Raw genomic sequence first — 20,927 nt, forward strand, 5'->3', positions numbered from 1 at the left:
GTTCTGTCGGTCCTGTCGCGGGCGCGATGTCCCAACGACTTTACTGAGCTTCTCGATGCGTTTTCGGGTGAATCGGTACGCCTGACTCATTCGCGGTACGTCCGGCGGACGAGCTGACGTCACGCCGTGTTCAGCCGCTTCTTCCACCGGCGCACGTCGCGGCGCATCCTGCGAACCACCCGCCGGGACAGCGAGGCCCGCCGGGCGGCGACCTTCGGCCGGTCGATGCGCTTGCCGTCGTGCCAGTCCGGCACGGTGACCTCGTAGTTGGACTCGGCCAGACCGGCCCTGCGGTCGCGGAAGTGCGGGTACGCGAGGTAGAGTTTCCGGCCGTCGCGCGAGCTGACCACGTCCGGGACCGTCTTCGCCCGGATGTACTGCACCATCTCGATGAGCAGATCCATCCTGCCCTGTGCCACACAGGCGAGACGAAGCCGCTCGGGCACCTTGATCAGCCGGGCCACGCCGTCGTCCCAGTACTCGGCCATGAGCGGAGCCGCGAGTTCTATCTTGTGCCGGCGGACTTCGTCCGAATCCTTCAGCACGATCGGGCCGAACTGCTGGAGCATCCCCACCGTGAAAGGCCGGACCATGAGGAAATCCCTTTTCGGGCCCGCGGGCTCGATCCGGTGAATGAGTGCCATCATGGCGCGCATCGAGTCGAATCGCCATTCATAGGTGCCGCTCTTCGTGACGTGCTTCCCGTCGTCACGGCCCACCAGGTAATAGCAGACGTAATTGGAGATCACTGAGACCCCGGCTCCGCGCAGATATGCCTCCATCGTGAAGAGGGCATCCTCACCGGTTTTGAGATTCTCGTCGAATCTCAGGGAGAGCCGTTCCAGGAGTTCACGCCGGAAGAGCTTCTGGGCGCTCAGGGTGTAAATGACCTTGGAGTTGTAGACGTTGACCCGTTCCTTGGTGGCCCGCCACATCGACTGCGGCGCCCCCCGGTTCACGCCGACCACCTTGCCGAGCACCACGTCGGTGCCCGCCCGTTCGGCCATGGCGACCATCCGTTCCAGGGCCTCGTCGCCGAAGTAGTCGTCGGCGTCCAGGAAGAAAACGTAGCGGCCACGGGCCAGGCCGATACCCACATTGCGCGGCCCGCTGGGCCCGCCGGAGTTCTTCTGTCTGACCACTCTGGTCCGGACCTTCGATCGTGCGGCGAATTCCTCCAGGTACTCGCCCGTTCCATCGGTGGAACCGTCGTCGACCGCGACGATTTCGATGCGGTCGGTGCCGATGGTCTGCGCCTCCACCGATTCGAGACAACGGATGAGGTAGGGCATCGCCTCATATGCACCGACAACCACGGTCACGTCAGGAATTTGCGTCTCGTTCACACAAACAGAAGACAGTCGGCCCAGCCCGTTGGTTGTCTTGCACGACACCACCAAAGGGTGACACTTATCACAAAGGCCCGGCACAACCCTTTGGGGGGTATGCCGGGCCTTGCTCGATCATGTATGGCGAATGGTCGGCTTCTCAGCCGCTCACCGGTTCACTCAGGCTCTTCGCCACTCCGGTGTTCCGCGCGGCGGACTTGGCCGCGAGCTCCTTCACGGCCGAGTCGAACTGCACGATCGAGGTGGGCTCGTCCGGCCCGAGGAGGTACTGCTTCAGCTCGCGCCTGGCGTCCGCCATCGCGTCCTCGGCCGGAGCTGTCACAGCGGCGAGCAGCTCGTCCAGCTCGGCCGCCGAGTTGGAGAGGATCACCGCGGCGCGCACCGCGGTGTTCTGCCTGCGGAACTCGTCCTCGCCCAGCTCGGCCGAGTCCGTGACCGCGTACGGCTTGCCGCTCGCGATGAAGTCGGAGACCACGCTGGAGATGTCCGAGACCATGGCGTCCGACTCGTTGAAGCAGTCGTACAGCCGCATCTGGGCGCCGGTGATGACCCGGTGCTCCCACCAGCCCTGCGCACGCCAGGACACGGCGTTCCACTCGTCCTTGAGCTTCGCGGTCTCGGCCTCGCGCGCCGGGTCGGCCAGCGAGTCCCGGGACAGCTCCGCCTCGTCCCGCGCGGTGCGTCCGCCCGCGGCCAGCTCGGCCAGGCGTGCCTCGATACGGGCCAGCTCGGCCCGCGCCTCGGCCTGCTCGCCCTGGAGCGCGGCCGACTGCTCCGCCCAGCGGGAGTCGGTGGCACGCCCGGCGGCGGCCTGCTCGATCATCGCCGTGATGCGCAGGTGCACCGCCTTGGCCTTGGCGCTGCGGGTGCCGGTGAAGGGGTGCGGCTTGTACAGCAGCCGGACCGGCTGTTCGGCCTCCAGCAGCCGCCTGACGATGTTCTCGCCGGCCAGCAGCAGGGAGGTGTTGCCCGGGTTGTCGTCCCAGCCCTCCCAGGTGGGGGCGTACAGCACGGTCGGGATCGGGTTCTTCTGCATGCCCGACCAGGACTGGATGGTGGCCAGCTGCGGGCGGCCCACCTCCACGATGTCCTCGTCGCGCACCCCGACATCGGCCAGCGCGTAGCGGTCGCGGCCGGCCCGGCCCGCGGTCCACACCTCGTCGTACACCTTGCTGTACGGGTTGACGCTGGCGATCTTGTCGCTGTCGCCGTGGCCGATGAAGACGTGCTTCATCGTCGGCACCCGGAGCAGGTGGATGTTCTTGCCGACGTTGGCCGCGTAGAGCGCGACCCGCACCGACGAGAGGTCCAGGTTCATCAGGTGCACACCGCCGGGCACGCAGAGCACCGGCACCGAGGTCGTGGCGAGCTGAGGCAGGATATTGCGCTCACGGAGCAGGATCATCGGCTGGCCGCCGAGCTGGGCCATCGTCTCCAGCCACATGTTGGCCTGGTAGGCCGACTCCTTGGACCCCGAGAAGTAGAGGACCACGCTCGGCTTGTACTCGCGCAGCCAGGTGTCCACCGCGTCCAGCACCTTGTCCCCCGACGCCACGAGCCGCTTCGGCCGGATGTACGGGAGAAGGAGCAGCAGGTAACCAAGTGCCAGTACGAGCGTCAGGGCGAGACCCGCGTAGGCGATGGCGTACACACGGGTCTCGGCCGCGATCAGCACGCCCGCGACCGCGAAGACGTCCAGGTGGAGCATCTTCTCCGCGGGGCGGTTCATCAGCAGCAGAGACGGGGCGTCGGGAATCCGTACCCGCTCCAGATCGATGTTGCGGGTGATCACCGGCAGCTTGCGGCGCAGCCGGATCAGCGTCACGATCGCGCTCTGCGGCGCCTGGAGTCCGTAGAACGCCAGGAGGCAGGCGACCGTCACGTAGAAGAGCGTCTCCTCGCCGTATCCCATGCGGGAGAGCAGCAGGACGAGCAGCAGCTGCCGGACCAGGAAGCGGATCGAAAGCCCTGCCCGGACCGCGGCAAGCCGATTGATCAGGTAGCTGCCGCAGTGGTGCAGATACCGGTCCGCGAGATAGGTGACCGCTGTGGCCGCGGCGAAGAACCAGAGATTGGGGATTATTGCCGCGAGCATTATGCACGGGAACCCCAGAGCCACCAGGAGCGCGGCGGCCAGCTCCGAACCGCTGCCCACCCGAGCCAAGCGCATGGCTTTCGAAATCACGAAGTACCGCTCCCGAGGGTGCCGACTTTTACCTTACGAGGGGAATGTGAAGGCAGAGCTTCACGAATTCGGACCCCTGCGGTTCGCGCTCGGCGACGGCAGGGGTCCGAATTGTCGATTGTCAAGCAGTATTACACATCGGCCTGTCGATCCAGGACAGCGGCAAGCGCCTGCTCGAAACCGGACGCCTCGGAAGCACCCCGGGTCGGGTCCTGCTGGCGTACGTCGATGACGTGGCCGGTCAGCTCGGAGAGCAGCACGTCGAGCGAGGTCCGGGCAACCGCCTCCGAGGAGAGCAGCGTGCCCGCGGGCTCGTCACCGAACGCCTTGGTACGCATCGGGGTGGCGGTGCGCTCCGGGTTCACGCAGTTCACCCGCACACCGTCGGCCGCCCACTCGTCCGAGAGCGCCTGGGTGAGGTTCACCATGGCGGCCTTGGTCGACGAGTAGAGGCTGTACTCCGCGCGGCCCCGGGTGTAGCTGCTGGAGGTGTAGAGCAGCAGCTGGCCCTTGGTCTCGGCGAGGTACTTGTACGAGGCGCGGGCGATCTGCACGGGTGCCAGGTAGTTGACGTTCAGCGCTTCCTGGATGACCGCGCTGTCCGTCTCGGCGAGCTTGCCGATGCGGAGCACGCCCGCGGTGTTGATCACGTAGTCGACGCGGCCGGTGTCGGCGTACGCCTTGGAGAGCGCCTCGTCGATGTGCTCGGGGTTCTCCACGTGCGTACCGGTGGTGGAGCGGCCCAGGGCGTAGACGGTGGCGCCGTAGGACTCGGCGAGCGTCGCGATGTCCGCGCCGATGCCGTACGAGCCGCCGAAGACGACGAGGGTCTTGCCGGTGAGCAGCTCACGGTAGGCGGCGTCGTCGGCCGGCTGCGGAGCGGCTGTGGAGGCCAGTTGGAAGAGCTTGTCCGCGATGAAGACGTCGACCGGCTGGGTGACCTTCATGTTGTACTCGTCGCCCGCCACGACGTAGATCGGTACGTCGGGGAGGTACTTGAGCACGACCGAGCAGTCGTCGGTCGCCTGGAAGTTCGGGTCGCCCGCAGCGACCTCGTAGGCCCGGCGGATCGTGGAGAGCTTGAAGGCCTGCGGCGTCTGGCCCCGGCGCAGCCGGGAGCGGTCGGGCACATCGGTGATGAACTCGCCGTCGCCGCCGTGGGTGCGGGTCACGATGATCGTGTCCGCGGACGGGATGGCGACGTCGACGGCCTCGTACCGGCCGAGGGCGTCGACGCAGTCCTTGATCACGCGCTGCGAGAGCAGCGGGCGCACGGCGTCGTGGAAGAGGACATTGCGGTCCTCGCCCTCGGCCAGGCCCTCGCCGAGGGCCGCGATGGCGCGCTCGGTGGTCTCGTTGCGCGTGGAACCGCCCTCGATCACCTTGGTGACCTTGGTGAGCCCGGCCTTGGCGACGATCTTCTCTACGTCGGGCACGTAGCCCGGGGCCATCAGCACGATGATGTCGTCGATGGAGTCGGCCTGCTGGAAGATCGACAGTGTGTGCTCGATGACAGCCTTGCCTGCGATCTTCAGCAGCTGCTTGGGAATGGACAGACCCACGCGCTGGCCGGTACCGCCGGCGAGCACGACTGCTGTGGTTCGGGCTTTGACTATGTGCTGAGCAGACACAGACGACCTACCTTGCGAGGGCTGGGAGATACCGCGATGGTTGCACTCTCCGTTACCGTCTCGCAAGGTGGACGTCGGCCACCGCATGCCGTATCGAAACCTTTTGTTGCCTTGCGATCAGGGCGAATACCGGAACTGGCGCTTCCTGGCCGGGTGACCGATGCCACAGGGGCGAGCGGCATGAATCACTCTTGCGCGGGATCGATTCCCTCGGTCGTGTGACAAGGAGAACGCGCCCCGGCCGTCCGTGCGGACCTGCGGAACAGGTCCGCACGGACGGCCGGGGTCGGATCGCCCTAGAACGGGTTGAACTCGTCGAACTCGCGCTGTGCCTCGTCGCGTTCCGTCTCGCGCTCGCGCCGGCGCTGCGCCGCGGGGCGCGGTGCTTCGAGCCGGTGGTCCTCGCCACGACGGCCGAGCATCTCCGCGCCCGCCGCCAGCGTCGGCTCCCAGTCGAAGACGACCGCGTTGTCCTCGGCGCCGATGGCGACGCCGTCGCCCGCCCGGGCGCCGGCCTTCACCAGTGCGTCCTCGACGCCGAGACGGTTCAGCCGGTCGGCCAGGTAACCGACGGCCTCGTCGTTGTTGAAGTCGGTCTGGCGGACCCAGCGCTCCGGCTTCTCGCCGCGCACCCGGTAGATGCCGTCCTCCTCCAGCGTGACGGTGAAGCCCGCGTCGTCGACGGCCTTCGGGCGGATGACGATCCGGGTCGCCACCTCCACCGGCTTGGCCGCACGGGCCTCGGCGATGATGCCCGCGAGCGCGAAGGAGAGCTCCTTGAGACCGGTGTGGGCGACGGCCGACACCTCGAAGACGCGGTAGCCGCGCTCCTCCAGGTCCGGGCGGATCATGTCGGCGAGGTCCTGGCCGTCCGGGATGTCGACCTTGTTGAGGACGACGATGCGGGGCCGGTCCTCAAGCCCGCCGTACTGCTTCAGCTCCTCCTCGATCACGTCGAGGTCGGAGACCGGGTCGCGGTCCGACTCCAGCGTCGCGGTGTCCAGTACGTGCACCAGCACCGAGCAGCGTTCCACGTGCCGCAGGAACTCCAGGCCGAGGCCGCGGCCCTGGCTGGCGCCCGGGATCAGGCCCGGGACGTCGGCGACGGTGTAGACGGTGCTGCCCGCGGTGACCACGCCGAGGTTCGGGACGAGGGTCGTGAAGGGGTAGTCGGCGATCTTCGGCTTGGCCGCCGAGAGGACGGAGATCAGCGAGGACTTGCCGGCGCTCGGGTAGCCGACCAGCGCGACGTCGGCGACGGTCTTGAGCTCCAGGACGATGTCCCGGGCCTCGCCGGGCTCGCCGAGCAGTGCGAAGCCGGGGGCCTTGCGCCGGGCGGAGGCCAGCGCGGCGTTGCCGAGGCCGCCGCGGCCGCCCTGTCCGGCGACGAACGTGGTGCCCTGGCCGATCAGGTCGGCGAGCACATTGCCGTTCCGGTCGAGCACGACCGTGCCGTCCGGCACCGGCAGGACCAGGTCCTGGCCCTCCTTGCCGGAACGGTTGTCGCCCGCGCCGGGCTGACCGTTGGTGGCCTTGCGGTGGGGGTGGTGGTGGTAGTCGAGGAGCGTGGTGATCGCCTGGTCGACGACCAGGGTCACATCGCCGCCGCGGCCACCGTTGCCGCCGTCCGGGCCGCCGAGCGGCTTGAACTTCTCACGGTGTACGGAGGCACAGCCGTGGCCCCCGTTACCCGCGGCGACGTGCAGCTCGACGCGGTCCACGAAGGTGGTCATGGTTGAAACCTCCAGTTACATACGTGCAGAAATATCTCACTCGCGCTGCCCCGCCGGCTCGTGCCGTACTGCTGGGAGACAGCCGTCCCTCATTGGGAGAAACACGCGAAAGGCGGACCCGCTTCCCGTACGGGAAGTGAGGTCCGCCTCCGCAGAAACCGCTCGACGAGCGCCGAAAATCAGCCGGCGATCGGAACGATGTTCACGACCTTGCGGCCACGGTGCGTGCCGAACTCGACCGCACCGGCGGCGAGAGCGAACAGCGTGTCGTCGCCGCCACGGCCGACGCCCGTGCCCGGGTGGAAGTGCGTGCCGCGCTGGCGGACCAGGATCTCACCGGCGTTGACGGCCTGACCGCCGAAGCGCTTCACGCCGAGCCGCTGAGCATTGGAATCGCGCCCGTTCCGGGTGGACGATGCGCCCTTCTTGTGTGCCATGTCTCCTCAGTCCCTTACTTCGCAGCCGCGGGGATACCGGTGACCTTGATCGCCGTGTACTGCTGGCGGTGACCCTGGCGACGGCGGTAGCCGGTCTTGTTCTTGTAGCGAAGGATGTCGATCTTCGCGCCCTTGTGGTGGTCCACGACCTCGGCCTGGACCTTGATCCCGGCCAGCACCCACGGGTCGCTGGTCACGGCGTCGCCGTCGACCACGAGCAGGGTCGAGAGCTCGACCGTGTCGCCAACCTGGGCAGTGGAAATCTTGTCAACCTCAACGATGTCACCGACAGCAACCTTGTGCTGGCGGCCACCGCTGCGCACGATGGCGTACACGCGGATCTCTCTCTCGCTCGGAACGGAGCCCCTGATGCCAGCCACCCGCGCAGGCCGGGGCCCACGACGATCCGGAAGGATGAGCGGCCTCTCCTGACGGACGGATCCGCCGGGAGGAATGTGCTCAGGGGAAGGCGCGCATGGAAAACACGCCGATGGACAAGGTTACGGGGCTGCTCCCGGGCGGTCAAACCGGACCTCCGGGGCCCTGCCGGGCCGTCGCGCTTCCACCAGCGCAGAAGGTCTACCGACTGACTGGGGTGCTGGATATGGATTCCCGCACCCCTGGGGATTCCTGCGCCCCTGCAGACCATGGCGCGCCTTCTCGCCCCTCGGCGCGGCCACCCCTTGATCAGTAGGTCCGGGAACGACGTAGGCTCACCGGTCGACGACGCACCCGGAGAGGCAGACGTTCAGTGAATTACAGGGTCCAGCCCACCGCCCAGGTCGACGCCAGCGCCGAAATCGGGGCCGGGAGCAGCGTCTGGGAGCTCGCCCAGATCCGCGAAGGAGCCCGACTCGGGGAGGGCTGCGTGGTCGGCCGCGGCGCCTACGTCGGTACCGGCGTCCAGATCGGCAACAACGTCAAGCTGCAGAACTATGCCCTCGTGTACGAGCCGGCCGAACTCGCCGACGGCGTCTTCGTCGGCCCTGCAGCGGTCTTCACCAACGACCACAACCCGCGCTCCGTCGACCCCGACGGCAAGCAGAAGCGCGGCGGCGACTGGGAGGCTGTCGGCGTCAAGGTCGCCGAGGGCGCCTCGGTCGGCGCCCGCTCGGTATGCGTCGCCCCGGTCCACATCGGCCGCTGGGCCATGATCGCGGCCGGCGCAGTGGTCACCCGCGATGTCCCTGACTTCGCCCTGGTGGTCGGCGTCCCTGCCCGACAGATCGGCTGGGTGGGCCGCGCAGGCGTGAAGCTCGTAGCGCGCGATGGCGAGCAGGGCATCTGGGAGTGCCCGCAGACCGGTGCGCTGTACGAGGAGAAGGCCGGGGTGCTGACGGAGCACACCTCCTAGCCCTGCGAAGCGGGCCCGGCGCGGTGAGGCGTCGGCTTTGGCGACGCCGAGGCGGCGGTGACCGGCGGTAGCGGCGTGGCTGCCGTGGGAGCGTTCCGCGCCTTCGGCTGTCCGGGCGCGTCCGGGCCCTTTCCGCGCTTCAGGTGACCCACTGGCACGGATCACCCAAGACGCAGAAAAGGTTCGAACGCATCCCGTCTCGGCGATACGCCGTGCTGGTGGCCGGCTATTCGGCGAGCGCGACCAAACTCGCCGAGAAGATCAGCGACTGCAACCGCGGACTCCCGCCGACAGCACGGTCGGCCTCTACCTCACATACTGGCTGGGCAGCGTCGCCGTCCACCGTCCGAGAAGCGCAACGCCACCAACGTGGACTGGAAGGACAACGGTCTCAGCTTCACCACCCCGACCGGCAGACCACTCGACCCCGCCAACATGACCCGCCGCTTCGGCCGACTCCTCGAACGGGCCGGACTCCGCCGTACCCGCTTCCACCACCTCCGGCACTCCACCGCCATCCTGTTCCTGGAACAGGGCGTCGAACTCGTCGTGATCAAGGAACTCCTCGGCCACGCCCACCTCGGCGTCACCGCCACCGTCTACGCCCACGTCCGACTCCGCCTCCAGCGCGACGCCATCGACACCCTTGGCACCGCGCTCGGCAGCCCGGCGACCATCGACGCGGTCAACGCCGACGGCGAGGCACCGCCACCCTGAGCCGCCCTCGTCCGCTGACGTTGCCGTCAACTACTGCCGTCACGCCATACAGAAGCCCCGTCAGGACACACCTGACGGGGGCTTCAAATTTGATGCTGCTACCCAGCCAGCAGGCATTACCTCGGGAAGCGAGTTACACCTCGCCCTTGAGCCAACGCGAGAGCGGTGGACCTCCGCAGTAGTTGCCGCACCGGCACCGATCACCGCAAGTGGAAGCCAAGGGTCAGCCCGGTACGGCCCCTCAGGGCAGGCGCAACCGACCCACCTCCAGCACCGACTTCATCTGCTCGGCAAGAGCCAGATTTGTGGCCCCGGCCCGACGCATAAACCGTGTCGCTGGAAATTCGTCAGCCGGAAAGTCGGCGAAGAAGTCCACATCGTCCTTGGTTTCGGACAGGGACACTTCTCCGGCCGCATCGCCCTTTAGGAAATACTCCCCTTCGGCACCCTGGCGCTCCGCCAAGAACTCGGCGATCTCCGATCGGATTTCCGCGATCGAGATCGCCGAGTTCGCAGCGGCCTCTGGATCTTCCTCAAGGAAGCTTTCCATCACGGACACCGACACGGAGATTGCGTCGGCGGCGAAGCCAGCCGCCTCTCCACCGACCCCCTCAAGGCGAGTGATCCAGCGCTCTGCTTCTTCTCGGACCTGCATGAGATTCGACGCAGAGACCTGCTGGATACCGCGAAGGTCAAGCCACACCGCATCCAGTCCGCTGTTGATCCGGTAAAAGGAGTCCACCTTTCCTGAATCGTGAAGGAACGCCATGGACACTGATCGCACCTTCGTCGCGCAAAGAGCCGTGACGGCAAGCCGTTGGCGCGGGGTCAGCCGTGCGCACTCCACACGAACGACTTCGACATCTTCGAGAAATCCCATCTCAGTTCACCTCACGGAGTCCAAATCGCCTGTGTGTCGCTGACCAGAGTCGCACCCTTGCTCTGCAAGAAACCCTGGCACGCTGGGCAGAACGGTCTATTGACTGCCAGGCCAGTCGGCGTCAGGTCAAGATGGACTGCTGTCTCCCAGAGCTTGACCTCTGCATGCGGGAAGTTACCCAATGCGTCCACGCCAGTGCGAGATATGCCGAGCTCGTGTGGGAGGAGCTGGGCACGTTGAATCTGGGAGATGTTCTTCCGGGCTCCAACGGCCACGACGTCGAGAGACTCCGGTCCGCCGCCCACGGCGTGCATGACTCCAGTGGTCGCCCTGTCGTTCGCCCTCCCCGCCGGGATAAGAGCGTGCAGGGTGTCGGCTCGGTCCTGCAGGTTGTCAAGGTCGAGAGCGCCGCCGCCGCAATTGTGAACGAGGACCGGCGTCGCGCCTGCCAGCACATAGTACGTGTGCTGGCTGACACGTCCTCAACTGCGTATATGCAGGTGAACGGCGCTCTGGTGTTCCGCTGACGTCCGTCGTAGTGCGTGGAAATCCGTGGTTGTTGCCGTCGCTACTGCCGTCAGGAGCCGTACGCCGCCCCGCATGTCTCGGGGCTCTCCACGTCAGCTGCCTTCGGTCGCCTCAGGCGGGTCCGGAATGCGCTCCCCGCGCGATTCCGCGACCCGGAGCGCGTCCGCAAGTGCTTCGGTCAGCCGGCGGGCGAGCCAGCGGTACTCGACGGCAGACAGCTCCCGGGCTCCTGGGGCCACGGCCCTTCGGGCGTACCCCAGCAGTTCTTCGCCCATGTCGAGTTGGACTTCTTCGATGCTGTCGGCGAGCGAGGAGAGGTAGCCCCTGCCGTTCGTGCTGAGGTAGCAGGGGTTCCCGTCCGGGGTGGTCCAGGGCAGCAAGCGGGGTCCCGTCACCCCGGCTGCCGCGTCGTACAGATCCCTGCGACGCATGCGGTCCGCGTCGCTCTTGGATGTGCTCACTGTGCACCCCGCCTGGGTTGCCGATTGGGAACACGGCGACGGTAGGGGCCGGCGGTCTGTCACTCCATCCATGGAACATGCCAGTTGGCGACTGAGGGTGCGCGAAGTATCGCGTTGCGTGGCAGCTATCCGACGACGGTCAGGTAGGCGGCCATGTCGCGCATCTCGGCCGTGAGGGTGCGCTTACGCTTCTTAAGGATCTCCTGCATGGTCTCGGCCGCCATCCGCTGATGCCTCAGCCACTCCGGGGACGCGCGACGGATGCCCGTCAGCTCGTCCATCGCCACGGAGAGATCGTTGGTCCGGGCGTGGGCGCGTGCGACGTCCAGCCGGTGGCGGTTCCAGTTCTCATCACTTGGCCGCCCGGCGCTCTTCCACGCCTTCGGTGACATGGCGTCCTCGCCGGCCTTACGGACGACGGCGCGCGCGTCCCCGACGACCATCGCGTCCTCCACACCCTTCATGCCGACCGTCAGCGGGCCGAAGGTGGTCCAGTGCCGGAAGAACGAGCCAGTGTGCTCCCGGCCCACGGCGGACGCCGCGGTGCTCGCGACGCGGTGGTAGTGCCGGGCCTCGTCGGGACGGTTGTTGCGGCCCGCGGCAGCCGCTGCCCGAAGTGCCAGCCAGCCCCATGCCGCGCATTCGTCCGGCGTCGCCCGCGACAAGCGCGGCTCGATCACGTCGGCCGTCTGGGAGGCGAGCTGCTCCGCCTCGTCCAGCCGTCCCTGCCGCAGCAGCAGCCAGCACATCCCGATCACGCCGGATGCCCCGGTGAGCTTGTCGTCTGCGCGGCGTGCGTCCGTGATCGCGCCGGCCAAGGCGGTGTAGGCGAGGTCGTACTGCCGTACCTGCGTGAGGTACCGGCCGGCCAACTGCAACGCCTCGGCCCTGGCCAAGACCGCCTGCTGGTGCTCCTCGCCGCCGTCGTAGTAGGCGACCGCACTGTTGGCGTCCCGCAGCAGCCCCGGCAGTTGGGACGCGACGCTCTTGTAGCTGTCGGAGTGATATAGCACCGCGCCGTCCTGGACCGTCCTGCGGAACCGACGCAGGTTCGGCTCCTCCTCGGCGGCCTCGCCGTCCAGGTCGGTGAGTCCCACCGGTGGCGTGAGCGCGGCGCGAAGCTGGATCAGGTTGACGCGGTTCGGGTCCTCCCCAGGGCCCACGGGTTCGGGGGCGTCAGGAGCCAGTAACGTCGCCGTGGTCACGCCCAGCGCACGGGCCAGCGAGTGGAGCGTCTCCATGCGGACCATTCCACCCTGTTCCACCTTGCGCACCGTGCCCGGTGACACGCCTGCGGCGTGGGCCAGTTCCTCCTGGCTCAACCCGGCCCGACGCCGGTACTTGCGGACGTTGTCAGCCAGTTCCGTAGTCATCCGCTCACCACCTCCAGCGCCACGGTACGCCGGTCCGGCGAGCCAACCGAGGGCTATCCGGCAGATACCCATCCGAAGCAGTGCCCCACCTCTGCGCTCGTTGCTGGTCAGGTGGCCGGACGGTGAAGGGCCAGCGCCCTGGCAACACCGGGGCCTGAGCGGGAGGGGTCCCTCGTCGGTCGGGCAGCTTCGCCGCACCAGGGTTCTCCGGGGGCCGCCAAGGCTCACTGGGTGACGCTTGCGCTTGGCCTTGGCGGCCCCCGGGGGTTCCTGGTACGCCTCCGGTGACCGAGCGACGAGGGAACCCTCCCGCGACCCGACCACCCATCACCACGACGGAGCCGCGCACGCACTCGGCCTCCTCCCCCTCGGAGAGAGGGCCGGGGCCTGGGGCAGAGCCCCAGAACAATCCTCGCTGCTGGCTGTTGCGCGCCCGGACCGGCGGGGCCGCCGGCAAGCGGGGCGGAGACAGGAGCGGGCGGCGGCCCCGCAGGGCCGGAGCGCGCGCGGGCCGCGTCAGCGGGCCGCCTTGATCAAGTAAAGAAACTCTGAACAGCTTGCCTCGCGCTGTGTGTGTCCCTGTCGCCCGACCAAGGCGCCAGGCTGACCGTCAGGGGCGCTGCTGGTGGCGCTTCTTTGATTCGGCCAGTGCGGCTTCCAGCTTCTCGCGTGGTGATTCGTCCGGGTCAGCGTCGTCGTGGAGTGGTGGCAGATACAGGCCGCGCCGGCTCGTCTCGCGTTTGATCTTCCGGCGCTCGTTGAAGATCCGCTGGTGTTCCTCACGGATCGTGACCCATCGTTGGTCGAGTTCCGCTTCCCGTGCCAGCAGCTCGTCATCGGTGAGGTCGGCGAAGTCGGCTGCGGCTGCGCGGGCCTCGCGGGCGATCTCGTCCCGTAGCAGGTAGTTCGTGATCGGCCCGTGGCGCTTACCCGGCTCCGGGGCTTGGCGTACGAAGACACCGCGGCCCTTGACCGAGTACACGAGCCCTTCTTGCTTGAGGCTCCGGTAGGCGTTCTGCGCGGTGGAGTTGGCGACTTGGAAGCGCTCTTGGATCTCACGGGCGGGCGGGAGCTGGGAGCCAGGAGGGTAGGTACCTTCCGCGATGTCGCGGCGAAGGTAGTCGGCCACCTGGACGTAGGGCGGGCGGCCGTCATTGTTGCGGATGAGATCGACCGGCCAATCGGGGCCTGGTTCCTCGTGGTCTTCGTCCGCTGGGGCGTCCGGGGCGTCGGTCTCGCTGACCGTCGAGCTGACGAAGCTGCCCCGGCCGAGTTGGGAGTAGACCAGCCCTTCCTGCTTGAGGACCCGCAGGGCGTTCTGGACGGTGGAGCTGGAGACGCCGAACCGCTCGCCGAGGACGTTGGCCGAGGGCAGGCGCTCGCCCGATGTGAACTCGCCGGTCAGGATCGCGTCCCGCAGGGCACCAGCGGCCTGGAGATACGGCGGTCGGGAGTCCTCGTCCAAGGGCAGGGTCATGGTCCCACGGTATCGCCTGCCCGGTAGGGCGCTACAGGCACATCCCTGGGCTTCCCGCCTGATCGTCCACCCACCTCATCGAAGTCACAACCTAATCGAGCTTGCAAGTTCTACGATCATCTCCTTATGCTCATGGCGAGTCGATCAAGCGGCTCCATCCCGAACCTGAGGAGTGATGGCATGCCTATGCCTCGTATCCGTGTCGCCATGCAGCAGTCGTCGGCCTGCATCGCGGGCACCGAGCCGGTGCTGAAGATCAAGGACCAGCAGACCGGCGAGGTCGCCACCGACCGGGAGACCGGCGAGTCGCTCTACACGGTGACCGTGATGCTCATGGAGGACGGCCGCGCCGAGATCATGAAGATCACGGTCCCGCAGTCGGGCCTGGCGGCCGGGCTCAAGCCGGGTGCGGTGGTCCGGCCGGTGGACCTGTTTGCCACCCCGTGGGCGCGGATCTTCAACGGCCAGCTCTCCGACGGTGTCGCGTACCGCGCCGCCCGTCTGGAGCTGGTCGTGACGGAGGTGGCTCAGTGATCGGACTCGACACGGGGAACCTGACCGGCCACGCGTCGCAGGTGCTGATGGTCGTGGCCGTGCTGGCCGGTGTGTGGCTGCTGTGGACGGTGGTGCGCTACGTACTGGCTGACAAGGGCACGCGGGTCAGCATGCGGCAGGCCGTACGGGTCCGCTGGGGCTGGGTGCGCCTCGCACGGATGGCGGGCTTGACGGTCACCGACAAGACGCCGGGCCTGCTGGCACAGATCACCGCATCCAAGGACGGCCCCACCCCCGCACCCCGGGTGCTGACGCCCCGGATCAAGGTCAAACCCGACCCGTTCGGCGTGATCGTACGGGCCAAGACCCTGCCGCAGGTCGGCCTGGAGGAGTACCAGAAGGCGGCGCGGTTTCTCGCGGACGCCTGGCGGTGCACGCGGGTCTCCGTGCTGCCGGACGGGCCCGGCCGGGTCGTGATCCGGGGCGTGCGCTCCGATCCGCTGACCACGCCCACCGAACACCGGCCCACCGGTCGGCCGCCGGAGGATGTGGCGCGCTGGGAGCTTGGCGTGGATGAGTACGCCGCACCGGTGTGCGTGTCTCTGGCCAACGTTCCCGGGGTGACCGTGGCCGGCACCCCGGGGTCGGGCAAGACCTCAGGGGTCAACAAGTTCGTCTGCGACTTCGCGCCGTCCCCTTCCGTGCAGATCGCGGCTGCGGACGGGAAGGTGTCACGTGCCTCGGAAGGCGACTACGCCGACCTCGGCCAGCGGATGTTCGCGTTCTGCGGTGACGACCTTGACGAAGCCAACGCGCTCTTCAAGCGGCTCGTGGAGCTGCGCAAGCGCCGTTCCTCGACCATCCGTGACGTGCTGGGCGTGAAGAACATGTGGCACGTCGGCCCCTCGCCGCAGTGGCCGCTGACGGTCCTGATCATCGATGAGGCGCACACCTTCTTCCGCGAGTACAAGGGCAGCGACGCCGAGACCAAGCGGCTGGCCGCGCTGACGGCAGAGAACGCCCGGCTGGTGGAGGACCTGGTCAAGAAGGGCCGCAGTGTCGGCATGCTGGTGATCCTGATCAGCCAGAAGACCACCGGCGACGCCCTTCCGACGTTCATCCGCGACGTGTGCCCGGTCGGGCTGTCCTTCGCGCAGAAGACGGTGGAAGCCGCGGTGGCCGCGCTCGGTGACGACATCCGCAACTGGCCCGACGCCAGCCCGGTCACCTTGCAGGACCCCACCTACGTCGGCGTCGCCGTCATGGCGATGCAGGGCCGCCCCGGCTACACCCGCATCCGCACCCCGTACGTCTCCGACGCCGACGCCGCCCGCGTCGCGGAAACCACCTCCCACCTGACCGCAGACCCCGCCCTGTGCCTGGACGCGCTCCTCGACGCGATCGGCTGGGCCGCCTCCGGCGACGACGAGCCGAACGGCCCCCTCCCTCCGTCCAAGCCCGGAGCACCCCTGAAATCCCAAGCCTGAGAGGAGGCCCCGCAGATGGCGGAGGAACGATTCACCCGCCACACCGTGACCGCAGTCATGGCCATCATCGCGGCCCTGGCCTTCGTCTTCTCCTTCGGCAACGTCTGGGCACTCGCACTACGGCTCGGCGTACCCCGCCCCATCGCCCCGCTGATCGCACCCATGGTGGACCTGTCCGTCGTCGGACTCCTGGTCGCACTGCGGTTCCTGGCCCTGCGCGGCATCCCCGCACACGAGTTGAAGGCCGGCACCCGCCTGCTCCACCTGTGCGGTGTACTCACCCTCGCCCTCAACACCGCCGAACCTCTGCTCACCGGCCACTACGGCCGCGCCTGCCTGGACACCGTCGCCCCACTCCTCCTCCTGGGCTGGGGCCGTGTCGGCCCGGCCTTCCTGGCCCAGTTCCACACCGCAACCCACCCCACCCCGCACCTGGAGGCCACCACGACGTCCATCCCCGCACCTGCCCACGTCACTGAGCCGGAGCCCGACGTGGCACCCGCTCCCGAGACCACCACGCCAGCCTCTGGGCCGCTCCCCGTCGCCACGCTCACTTCGGCCCCGGCCGTCGTGTCCTCCGTGATTGCGACACCCGCGCCCACCCCGGCCTCTGCCGCCAAGACGGCCGTAACCGGCTCCCGTCCGCCCCTGCCCGCCGCACTGCTCGACGCAGCCCGGCGCATCGCGGACACCCACGACGCGGAACACGGAGCGCCGATCACCTCCGCCCAGCTGGCAACGCGCATGGGCGTAGCCCTGCCGGTGGCCACCGGCGTGCTCGCTCAGCTCTGAGCCCCCGGCCGCCGGCCGAATCACCCCACCTGAACCCCACGCCCACCGATGGGCCCGGTTCGTCATGCCCCGAGCAGCACCAACACGCCCCCTCGCTGGCCGGTTGCTGCTCGGGGCCACCCACCCCGACAGAAGGAACACGCCCCGACATGGTCGCCCTGGACCTGCGCAACGTGGCAAGCCCCGCCGTGCGGGACCTGCTCCACCTGGTCAATCTGCCCAACTTCGAACGTGCACAGCAGCAGATCGAACGCCTCGGCGGCTGCACCGAACCCGTACGCCTGACCGGCCACACCACCACCCTCGACACCACGACCGGTGAGGTACTGCGCTCCTACACCACTTCCGACGAACCCACGGGCAGCCTGCTCACCGCATGCGGCAACCGACGTGCCTCCCGCTGCCCGGCCTGCTCCCGCCTCTACGCAGCCGACACCTACCACCTCATCCGTGCTGGCCTGACCGGGGGCAAGACCGTGCCCGACACGGTCCGCACCCATCCCCGCGTCTTCGCCACCCTCACCGCCCCGTCCTTCGGCCCCGTCCACAACCGCCTCACCAACACAGACGGCGGGCCCCGACCCTGCCGCTGCGGCAAGCTCCACGAACCCACTGACGCACTGCTGGGCACACCCCTGAACCCGAAGACCTACGACTACGCGGGCGCGGTCCTGTTCAATGCCCACGCCTCCGCTCTGTGGGCCCGCTTCACGATCTACCTGCGCCGCGAGCTCGCCGCCCGGCTCGGCCTCACCCAGAAGGCAGCCCGCGCCGTGCTGCGGGTCTCCTTCGCCAAGGTCGCTGAGTACCAGAAGCGCGGCCTGGTCCACTTCCACGCCGTCATCCGGCTCGACTCCCAGGACGGCACCATTCAGCCACCGCCGCCGTACGCCACTGCCGCCGTGCTCACCGACGCCATCCGGGCCGCCGCCGCACGAGTACGCGTCACGGTCGAGTCGGACGCGATCGGGGAACGCGAACTCGCCTGGGGCGAACAGCTCGACGTGCGCGAGATCGCCGCCTTCGGTACGGACGCCGAACTCACCGACCAGGCCGTCGCCGCCTACGTGGCCAAGTACGCCACCAAATCCGCCGACGCCTCGGGCACCCTCGACCGCGCCCTGTACTGCCGCCCCTGCCAGGGACGCGGTGCCACCCTCCTGCCTCACGGAACCCCGCTCCCTTGCACCACGTGCGACGGGACCGGACAGGCCCGCCCGTTGCCGCGCCTCGCGGTCGTCCGGCACGTGCGGCAGATGATCCGCACCTGCTGGGAGCTGGGCAAGCTGCCCGAGTTCGCCGTCCTCAAGCTCTGGAAGTGGGCACACATGCTCGGCTTCCGGGGCCACTTCTCCACCAAATCCCACCGCTGTTCCGTCACCCTCGGCGCGCTCCGCGACGCCCGCCGCGCCTGGCGCACCGAACAGGCCCGCGCCCACGCCGGCCTGCCCGAGCCCGACCCGGAAACCATCCTCGTCATCGGCCACTGGGCCTACCACGGCACCGGCTACAGCCCCGGCGCCGCACTCCTCGCCGCCGCCGTCTGGCACCGCAGAGAACTCGCACGGCAGTTCATCGTGGAAGGGGGCTGCTGATGACCAGGCAGGCACCCGCCGCACCCGAGGAGGGACCGAGCACGTCCGAGGAGCTGCTGACGGTTCCCCAAGTAATGGCCCGCCTCCAGCTCAGCCGCTCCACCGTCTACGACCTCCTCCGCACCCGCCAGCTCGCCTCGATCACCCTCGGCCGCGCCCGCCGCATACCCACCCATGCCCTGACCGACTTCATCCGCACCCGCCTCGAACAGGAAGCCGCCGCCTGATGACCACGCCCCGCGACACCCCCACCTCCCGCCGCGTGCGCGCCAACGGTGACGGCACCGTCTACCAGCGCAACGACGGCCGCTGGGAAGCCGCCGGATACGTCCTCGCCCCCGGCAACACCCGCAGGCGCGTCCGCGTCTACGGCGCCACCCGCAAAGACGCCCTGGCCAAGCTCACCGAGAAGATCGCCGCAAGCAACCGCGGCCTGCCCATCCCCTCCGCGCAGGGCAGCGTGGCCGCGTACCTGACGTACTGGCTGGAGAACGTCGCCGTCCACCACCTGCGCGAGACCACGCACACCCGCTACACCGCCTGCGTCAACCGCTACCTCATTCCCGGCCTCGGCAAGAAGAAGCTCGCCAAGCTCACCGCCAAGGACGTCCGCACCTGGCTCAACCAGCTCCGCACCACCTGCCAGTGCTGCACGCGAGGCATCGACGCCCGGCGCGACCAGCCCCGTTGCTGCGCCGCCGGCCAGTGCTGCCACAAGCTGCTCTCCCCGCTGACGATCACCTACATCCACTCCGTGCTCAAGTCCGCCCTGGAACACGCCGTCCGCGAAGAGGAGCTCCCGCGCAACGTCGCCCGCAACGTCCGCACCGGCACCCCACGGCCCCGCCGCTTCGAACCCCTCACCGCCGACGAGGCCCGCCAGTTCCTCGCGGCCACGCGCGGACACCGGTTGCACGCGCTGTTCGAACTCGCCCTCCACACCGGACTCCGCAAGGGCGAACTCCTCGGCCTGCGCTGGGAAGACCTCGACCTCGACGCGAGCACCGCCGCAATCCGCCGAACCCTGCAACGCACCAGCGCAGGCGGGCTCACCACGCTGCCCACCAAAACGCGCGCCTCCGAGCGCCGCATCGCCCTTCCCACCCGCTGCGTCCAGTCGTTGAAGCTCCACTACGAGCAGCAGAAGTGCGAGCACGAGGCCGCGGGCACTGCGTGGCAGCACGAGGGGCACGTGTTCACCACTGCGCAAGGCAGACCGATCGACCCGACCAACCTCACCCGCACCTTCACCATGCTCCTCCGCACGGCCGGCCTCCGCCGCATCCGTTTCCACGACCTCCGCCACTCCACCGCCACCCTGCTCCTGGAGCAGGGCGTCGAACTCGTCGTGATCAAGGAACTCCTCGGCCACGCCCACATCGGCGTCACCGCCACCGTCTACGCCCACGTACGCATCCGCCTTCAGCGCGACGCCATCGACTTGCTCGGCCACGCGCTCGACCGCCCCTGACAGCCAGACGGCGGCGGACACCACTGTGTCCGCCGCCGTTGCCGTCAGCTACTGCCGTCAGGCGGAAGATTAGCCCCGCCGAACACACCTCGGCGGGGCTAAAATTTGCTATTGGTCACGATTCTTAGCAGCGCAACATCTACTAGCGGTCACCGGACAGCCGGGCGAGTACATCCGCGGCGAGCTCTACAGATGCCTGGTCGAGACCTACCATCGCCATTCCATGCAGACGTTCGGACATGTAACCGGCCATCGTAGACACTGCATCTGCAGAGGCCGCGGGGGCGAGCCACCTAAGCCACTCGCAGACCATGCGCATTCGAAATTCCCTGAGAATTTCTACGCGATCCAAAGGATCTGACTCCGAGGCCAGCTTGATCAACTTGAACGCGGCGGCAAGGCGATTTTGCGGCATATCATGTACCGAAAGAACCAGTCCGAGTTCATCAGATTTACCGAGATTGAAATTCTCGGCTACTACAAACTGGGGCAGCGGGTAACCATCCGCGCTTGTCAGCGCTTGCCCGTCACGTCCGGAATCGATAACTACGTCGACACGGGAGGCAGCCCCAGGATCATCGACAGCGACTCGGATGTGATGCACGCCAGGGTCCCCAACGTTCTGCACGAAACGTGACACGCCGAGAATGTCGCCGACTCCGATGGCTCCGTCGTCGAGCACCAGGTCCCCGTCGAACAGGACGCTGCCCCCGGCCGGGCCAGCCCTGTTCCACAGCCTGACCCGGACCAGCCCCACCTGCGCACGTGCGGCGATCTGGACGTGACTCCTAGACGCCACCAGTGGCGCACCGGCCAGCGCCAGAACCTCCTCCGGCGGGGCCGTCGATCCAATACGGATAACGCGATGGTTCAAGTAAAGCTCGACACTACCAATGAGCATTTCTCCGCCAACTACCCAATCTGAGCTTGATGGCGCGCCCGGTCAGCTCCATCGCCAACCG

Annotated in this window: 18 protein-coding genes and 1 pseudogene; 8 read left to right on the forward strand and 11 right to left on the reverse strand. The window is 68.1% G+C overall.

Annotated features, from left to right (window positions below; all coding sequences use genetic code 11):
* Positions 1 to 119: 119 nt before the first annotated feature.
* The 6 genes from AB0D53_RS14525 to rplU form a co-directional block, all read right to left on the reverse strand.
* The gene (locus AB0D53_RS14525) at positions 120 to 1,331 is read right to left on the reverse strand and encodes a glycosyltransferase family 2 protein (protein WP_362445656.1); all 1,212 of its coding nucleotides are present in this window, start codon (positions 1,329 to 1,331) and stop codon (positions 120 to 122) included.
* A 157-nt stretch (positions 1,332 to 1,488) separates the two neighbouring features.
* Positions 1,489 to 3,534 carry a hypothetical protein gene (locus AB0D53_RS14530; RefSeq protein ID WP_362445140.1) on the reverse strand — a complete coding sequence of 682 codons (2,046 nt, stop codon included), beginning with the start codon at positions 3,532 to 3,534 and terminating at the stop codon, positions 1,489 to 1,491.
* 131 nt (positions 3,535 to 3,665) lie between these two features.
* Positions 3,666 to 5,165, reverse strand: coding sequence for a bifunctional cytidylyltransferase/SDR family oxidoreductase (locus AB0D53_RS14535; RefSeq protein WP_362445144.1), 1,500 nt, complete (start codon positions 5,163 to 5,165; stop codon positions 3,666 to 3,668).
* A gap of 296 nt (positions 5,166 to 5,461) precedes the next feature.
* Positions 5,462 to 6,898 carry a GTPase ObgE gene (obgE, locus tag AB0D53_RS14540; protein ID WP_362445147.1) on the reverse strand — a complete coding sequence of 479 codons (1,437 nt, stop codon included), beginning with the start codon at positions 6,896 to 6,898 and terminating at the stop codon, positions 5,462 to 5,464.
* A gap of 179 nt (positions 6,899 to 7,077) precedes the next feature.
* The gene (rpmA, locus tag AB0D53_RS14545) at positions 7,078 to 7,335 is read right to left on the reverse strand and encodes a 50S ribosomal protein L27 (protein WP_018103204.1); all 258 of its coding nucleotides are present in this window, start codon (positions 7,333 to 7,335) and stop codon (positions 7,078 to 7,080) included.
* Between the two features lie 14 nt (positions 7,336 to 7,349).
* Positions 7,350 to 7,670 (reverse strand): 50S ribosomal protein L21, encoded by a 321-nt coding sequence (gene rplU, locus AB0D53_RS14550; protein WP_030921216.1) that lies wholly within the window; start codon positions 7,668 to 7,670, stop codon positions 7,350 to 7,352.
* 416 nt (positions 7,671 to 8,086) lie between these two features.
* Between rplU and AB0D53_RS14555 the strand changes: the two genes are divergently transcribed.
* Together AB0D53_RS14555 and AB0D53_RS14560 are read left to right on the forward strand one after the other, a co-directional pair.
* On the forward strand, positions 8,087 to 8,689 hold the full coding sequence (locus AB0D53_RS14555) for an acyltransferase (protein WP_362445150.1): 603 nt from the start codon (positions 8,087 to 8,089) through the stop codon (positions 8,687 to 8,689).
* 375 nt (positions 8,690 to 9,064) lie between these two features.
* Positions 9,065 to 9,406 (forward strand): annotated as a pseudogene (locus AB0D53_RS14560) (tyrosine-type recombinase/integrase); the annotation flags it as partial.
* Between the two features lie 241 nt (positions 9,407 to 9,647).
* Here the strand turns inward: AB0D53_RS14560 and AB0D53_RS14565 are convergent.
* The 4 genes from AB0D53_RS14565 to AB0D53_RS14580 all read right to left on the reverse strand — a co-directional run bounded on the left by AB0D53_RS14565 (position 9,648) and on the right by AB0D53_RS14580 (position 14,125).
* Positions 9,648 to 10,286: a hypothetical protein gene (locus tag AB0D53_RS14565; RefSeq protein WP_362445153.1), complete on the reverse strand. Its 639-nt coding sequence runs from the start codon at positions 10,284 to 10,286 to the stop codon at positions 9,648 to 9,650.
* 620 nt (positions 10,287 to 10,906) lie between these two features.
* Positions 10,907 to 11,275 carry a hypothetical protein gene (locus AB0D53_RS14570; protein WP_362445156.1) on the reverse strand — a complete coding sequence of 123 codons (369 nt, stop codon included), beginning with the start codon at positions 11,273 to 11,275 and terminating at the stop codon, positions 10,907 to 10,909.
* 125 nt (positions 11,276 to 11,400) lie between these two features.
* A complete protein-coding gene (locus AB0D53_RS14575) occupies positions 11,401 to 12,648 on the reverse strand; it encodes a helix-turn-helix domain-containing protein (protein ID WP_362445159.1) in 1,248 nt (415 codons plus the stop codon).
* A 610-nt stretch (positions 12,649 to 13,258) separates the two neighbouring features.
* The gene (locus AB0D53_RS14580) at positions 13,259 to 14,125 is read right to left on the reverse strand and encodes a winged helix-turn-helix domain-containing protein (RefSeq protein WP_362445162.1); all 867 of its coding nucleotides are present in this window, start codon (positions 14,123 to 14,125) and stop codon (positions 13,259 to 13,261) included.
* 180 nt (positions 14,126 to 14,305) lie between these two features.
* Here AB0D53_RS14580 and AB0D53_RS14585 point away from each other — a divergent pair, with 180 nt between their 5' ends.
* The 6 genes from AB0D53_RS14585 (at position 14,306) to AB0D53_RS14610 (ending at position 19,965) form a co-directional block, all read left to right on the forward strand.
* On the forward strand, positions 14,306 to 14,659 hold the full coding sequence (locus AB0D53_RS14585) for a hypothetical protein (protein WP_362445165.1): 354 nt from the start codon (positions 14,306 to 14,308) through the stop codon (positions 14,657 to 14,659).
* Positions 14,656 to 16,107 (forward strand): FtsK/SpoIIIE domain-containing protein, encoded by a 1,452-nt coding sequence (locus AB0D53_RS14590; protein WP_362445168.1) that lies wholly within the window; start codon positions 14,656 to 14,658, stop codon positions 16,105 to 16,107. The genes AB0D53_RS14585 and AB0D53_RS14590 overlap by 4 nt, the downstream gene beginning before the upstream one ends.
* Before the next feature lie 15 nt (positions 16,108 to 16,122).
* Positions 16,123 to 16,899 carry a DUF2637 domain-containing protein gene (locus tag AB0D53_RS14595; protein ID WP_362445171.1) on the forward strand — a complete coding sequence of 259 codons (777 nt, stop codon included), beginning with the start codon at positions 16,123 to 16,125 and terminating at the stop codon, positions 16,897 to 16,899.
* 149 nt (positions 16,900 to 17,048) lie between these two features.
* Positions 17,049 to 18,494, forward strand: a complete 1,446-nt coding sequence (locus AB0D53_RS14600; RefSeq protein WP_362445174.1) for a replication initiator — start codon at positions 17,049 to 17,051, stop codon at positions 18,492 to 18,494.
* The gene (locus AB0D53_RS14605; RefSeq protein ID WP_362445177.1) at positions 18,494 to 18,721 is read left to right on the forward strand and encodes a helix-turn-helix domain-containing protein; all 228 of its coding nucleotides are present in this window, start codon (positions 18,494 to 18,496) and stop codon (positions 18,719 to 18,721) included. Before AB0D53_RS14600 ends, AB0D53_RS14605 begins: the two co-directional genes overlap by 1 nt.
* Entirely contained in the window at positions 18,721 to 19,965 is a 1,245-nt protein-coding gene (locus AB0D53_RS14610; RefSeq protein WP_362445181.1) for a site-specific integrase, read from the forward strand. Before AB0D53_RS14605 ends, AB0D53_RS14610 begins: the two co-directional genes overlap by 1 nt.
* A gap of 142 nt (positions 19,966 to 20,107) precedes the next feature.
* On the opposite strand, the gene AB0D53_RS14615 is transcribed toward AB0D53_RS14610, so the two are convergent.
* Positions 20,108 to 20,866 (reverse strand): hypothetical protein, encoded by a 759-nt coding sequence (locus AB0D53_RS14615; RefSeq protein ID WP_362445184.1) that lies wholly within the window; start codon positions 20,864 to 20,866, stop codon positions 20,108 to 20,110.
* Positions 20,867 to 20,927: the final 61 nt, after the last annotated feature.

The organism is Streptomyces sp. NPDC048295 (assembly GCF_040652135.1).
GTDB lineage: Bacteria > Actinomycetota > Actinomycetes > Streptomycetales > Streptomycetaceae > Streptomyces.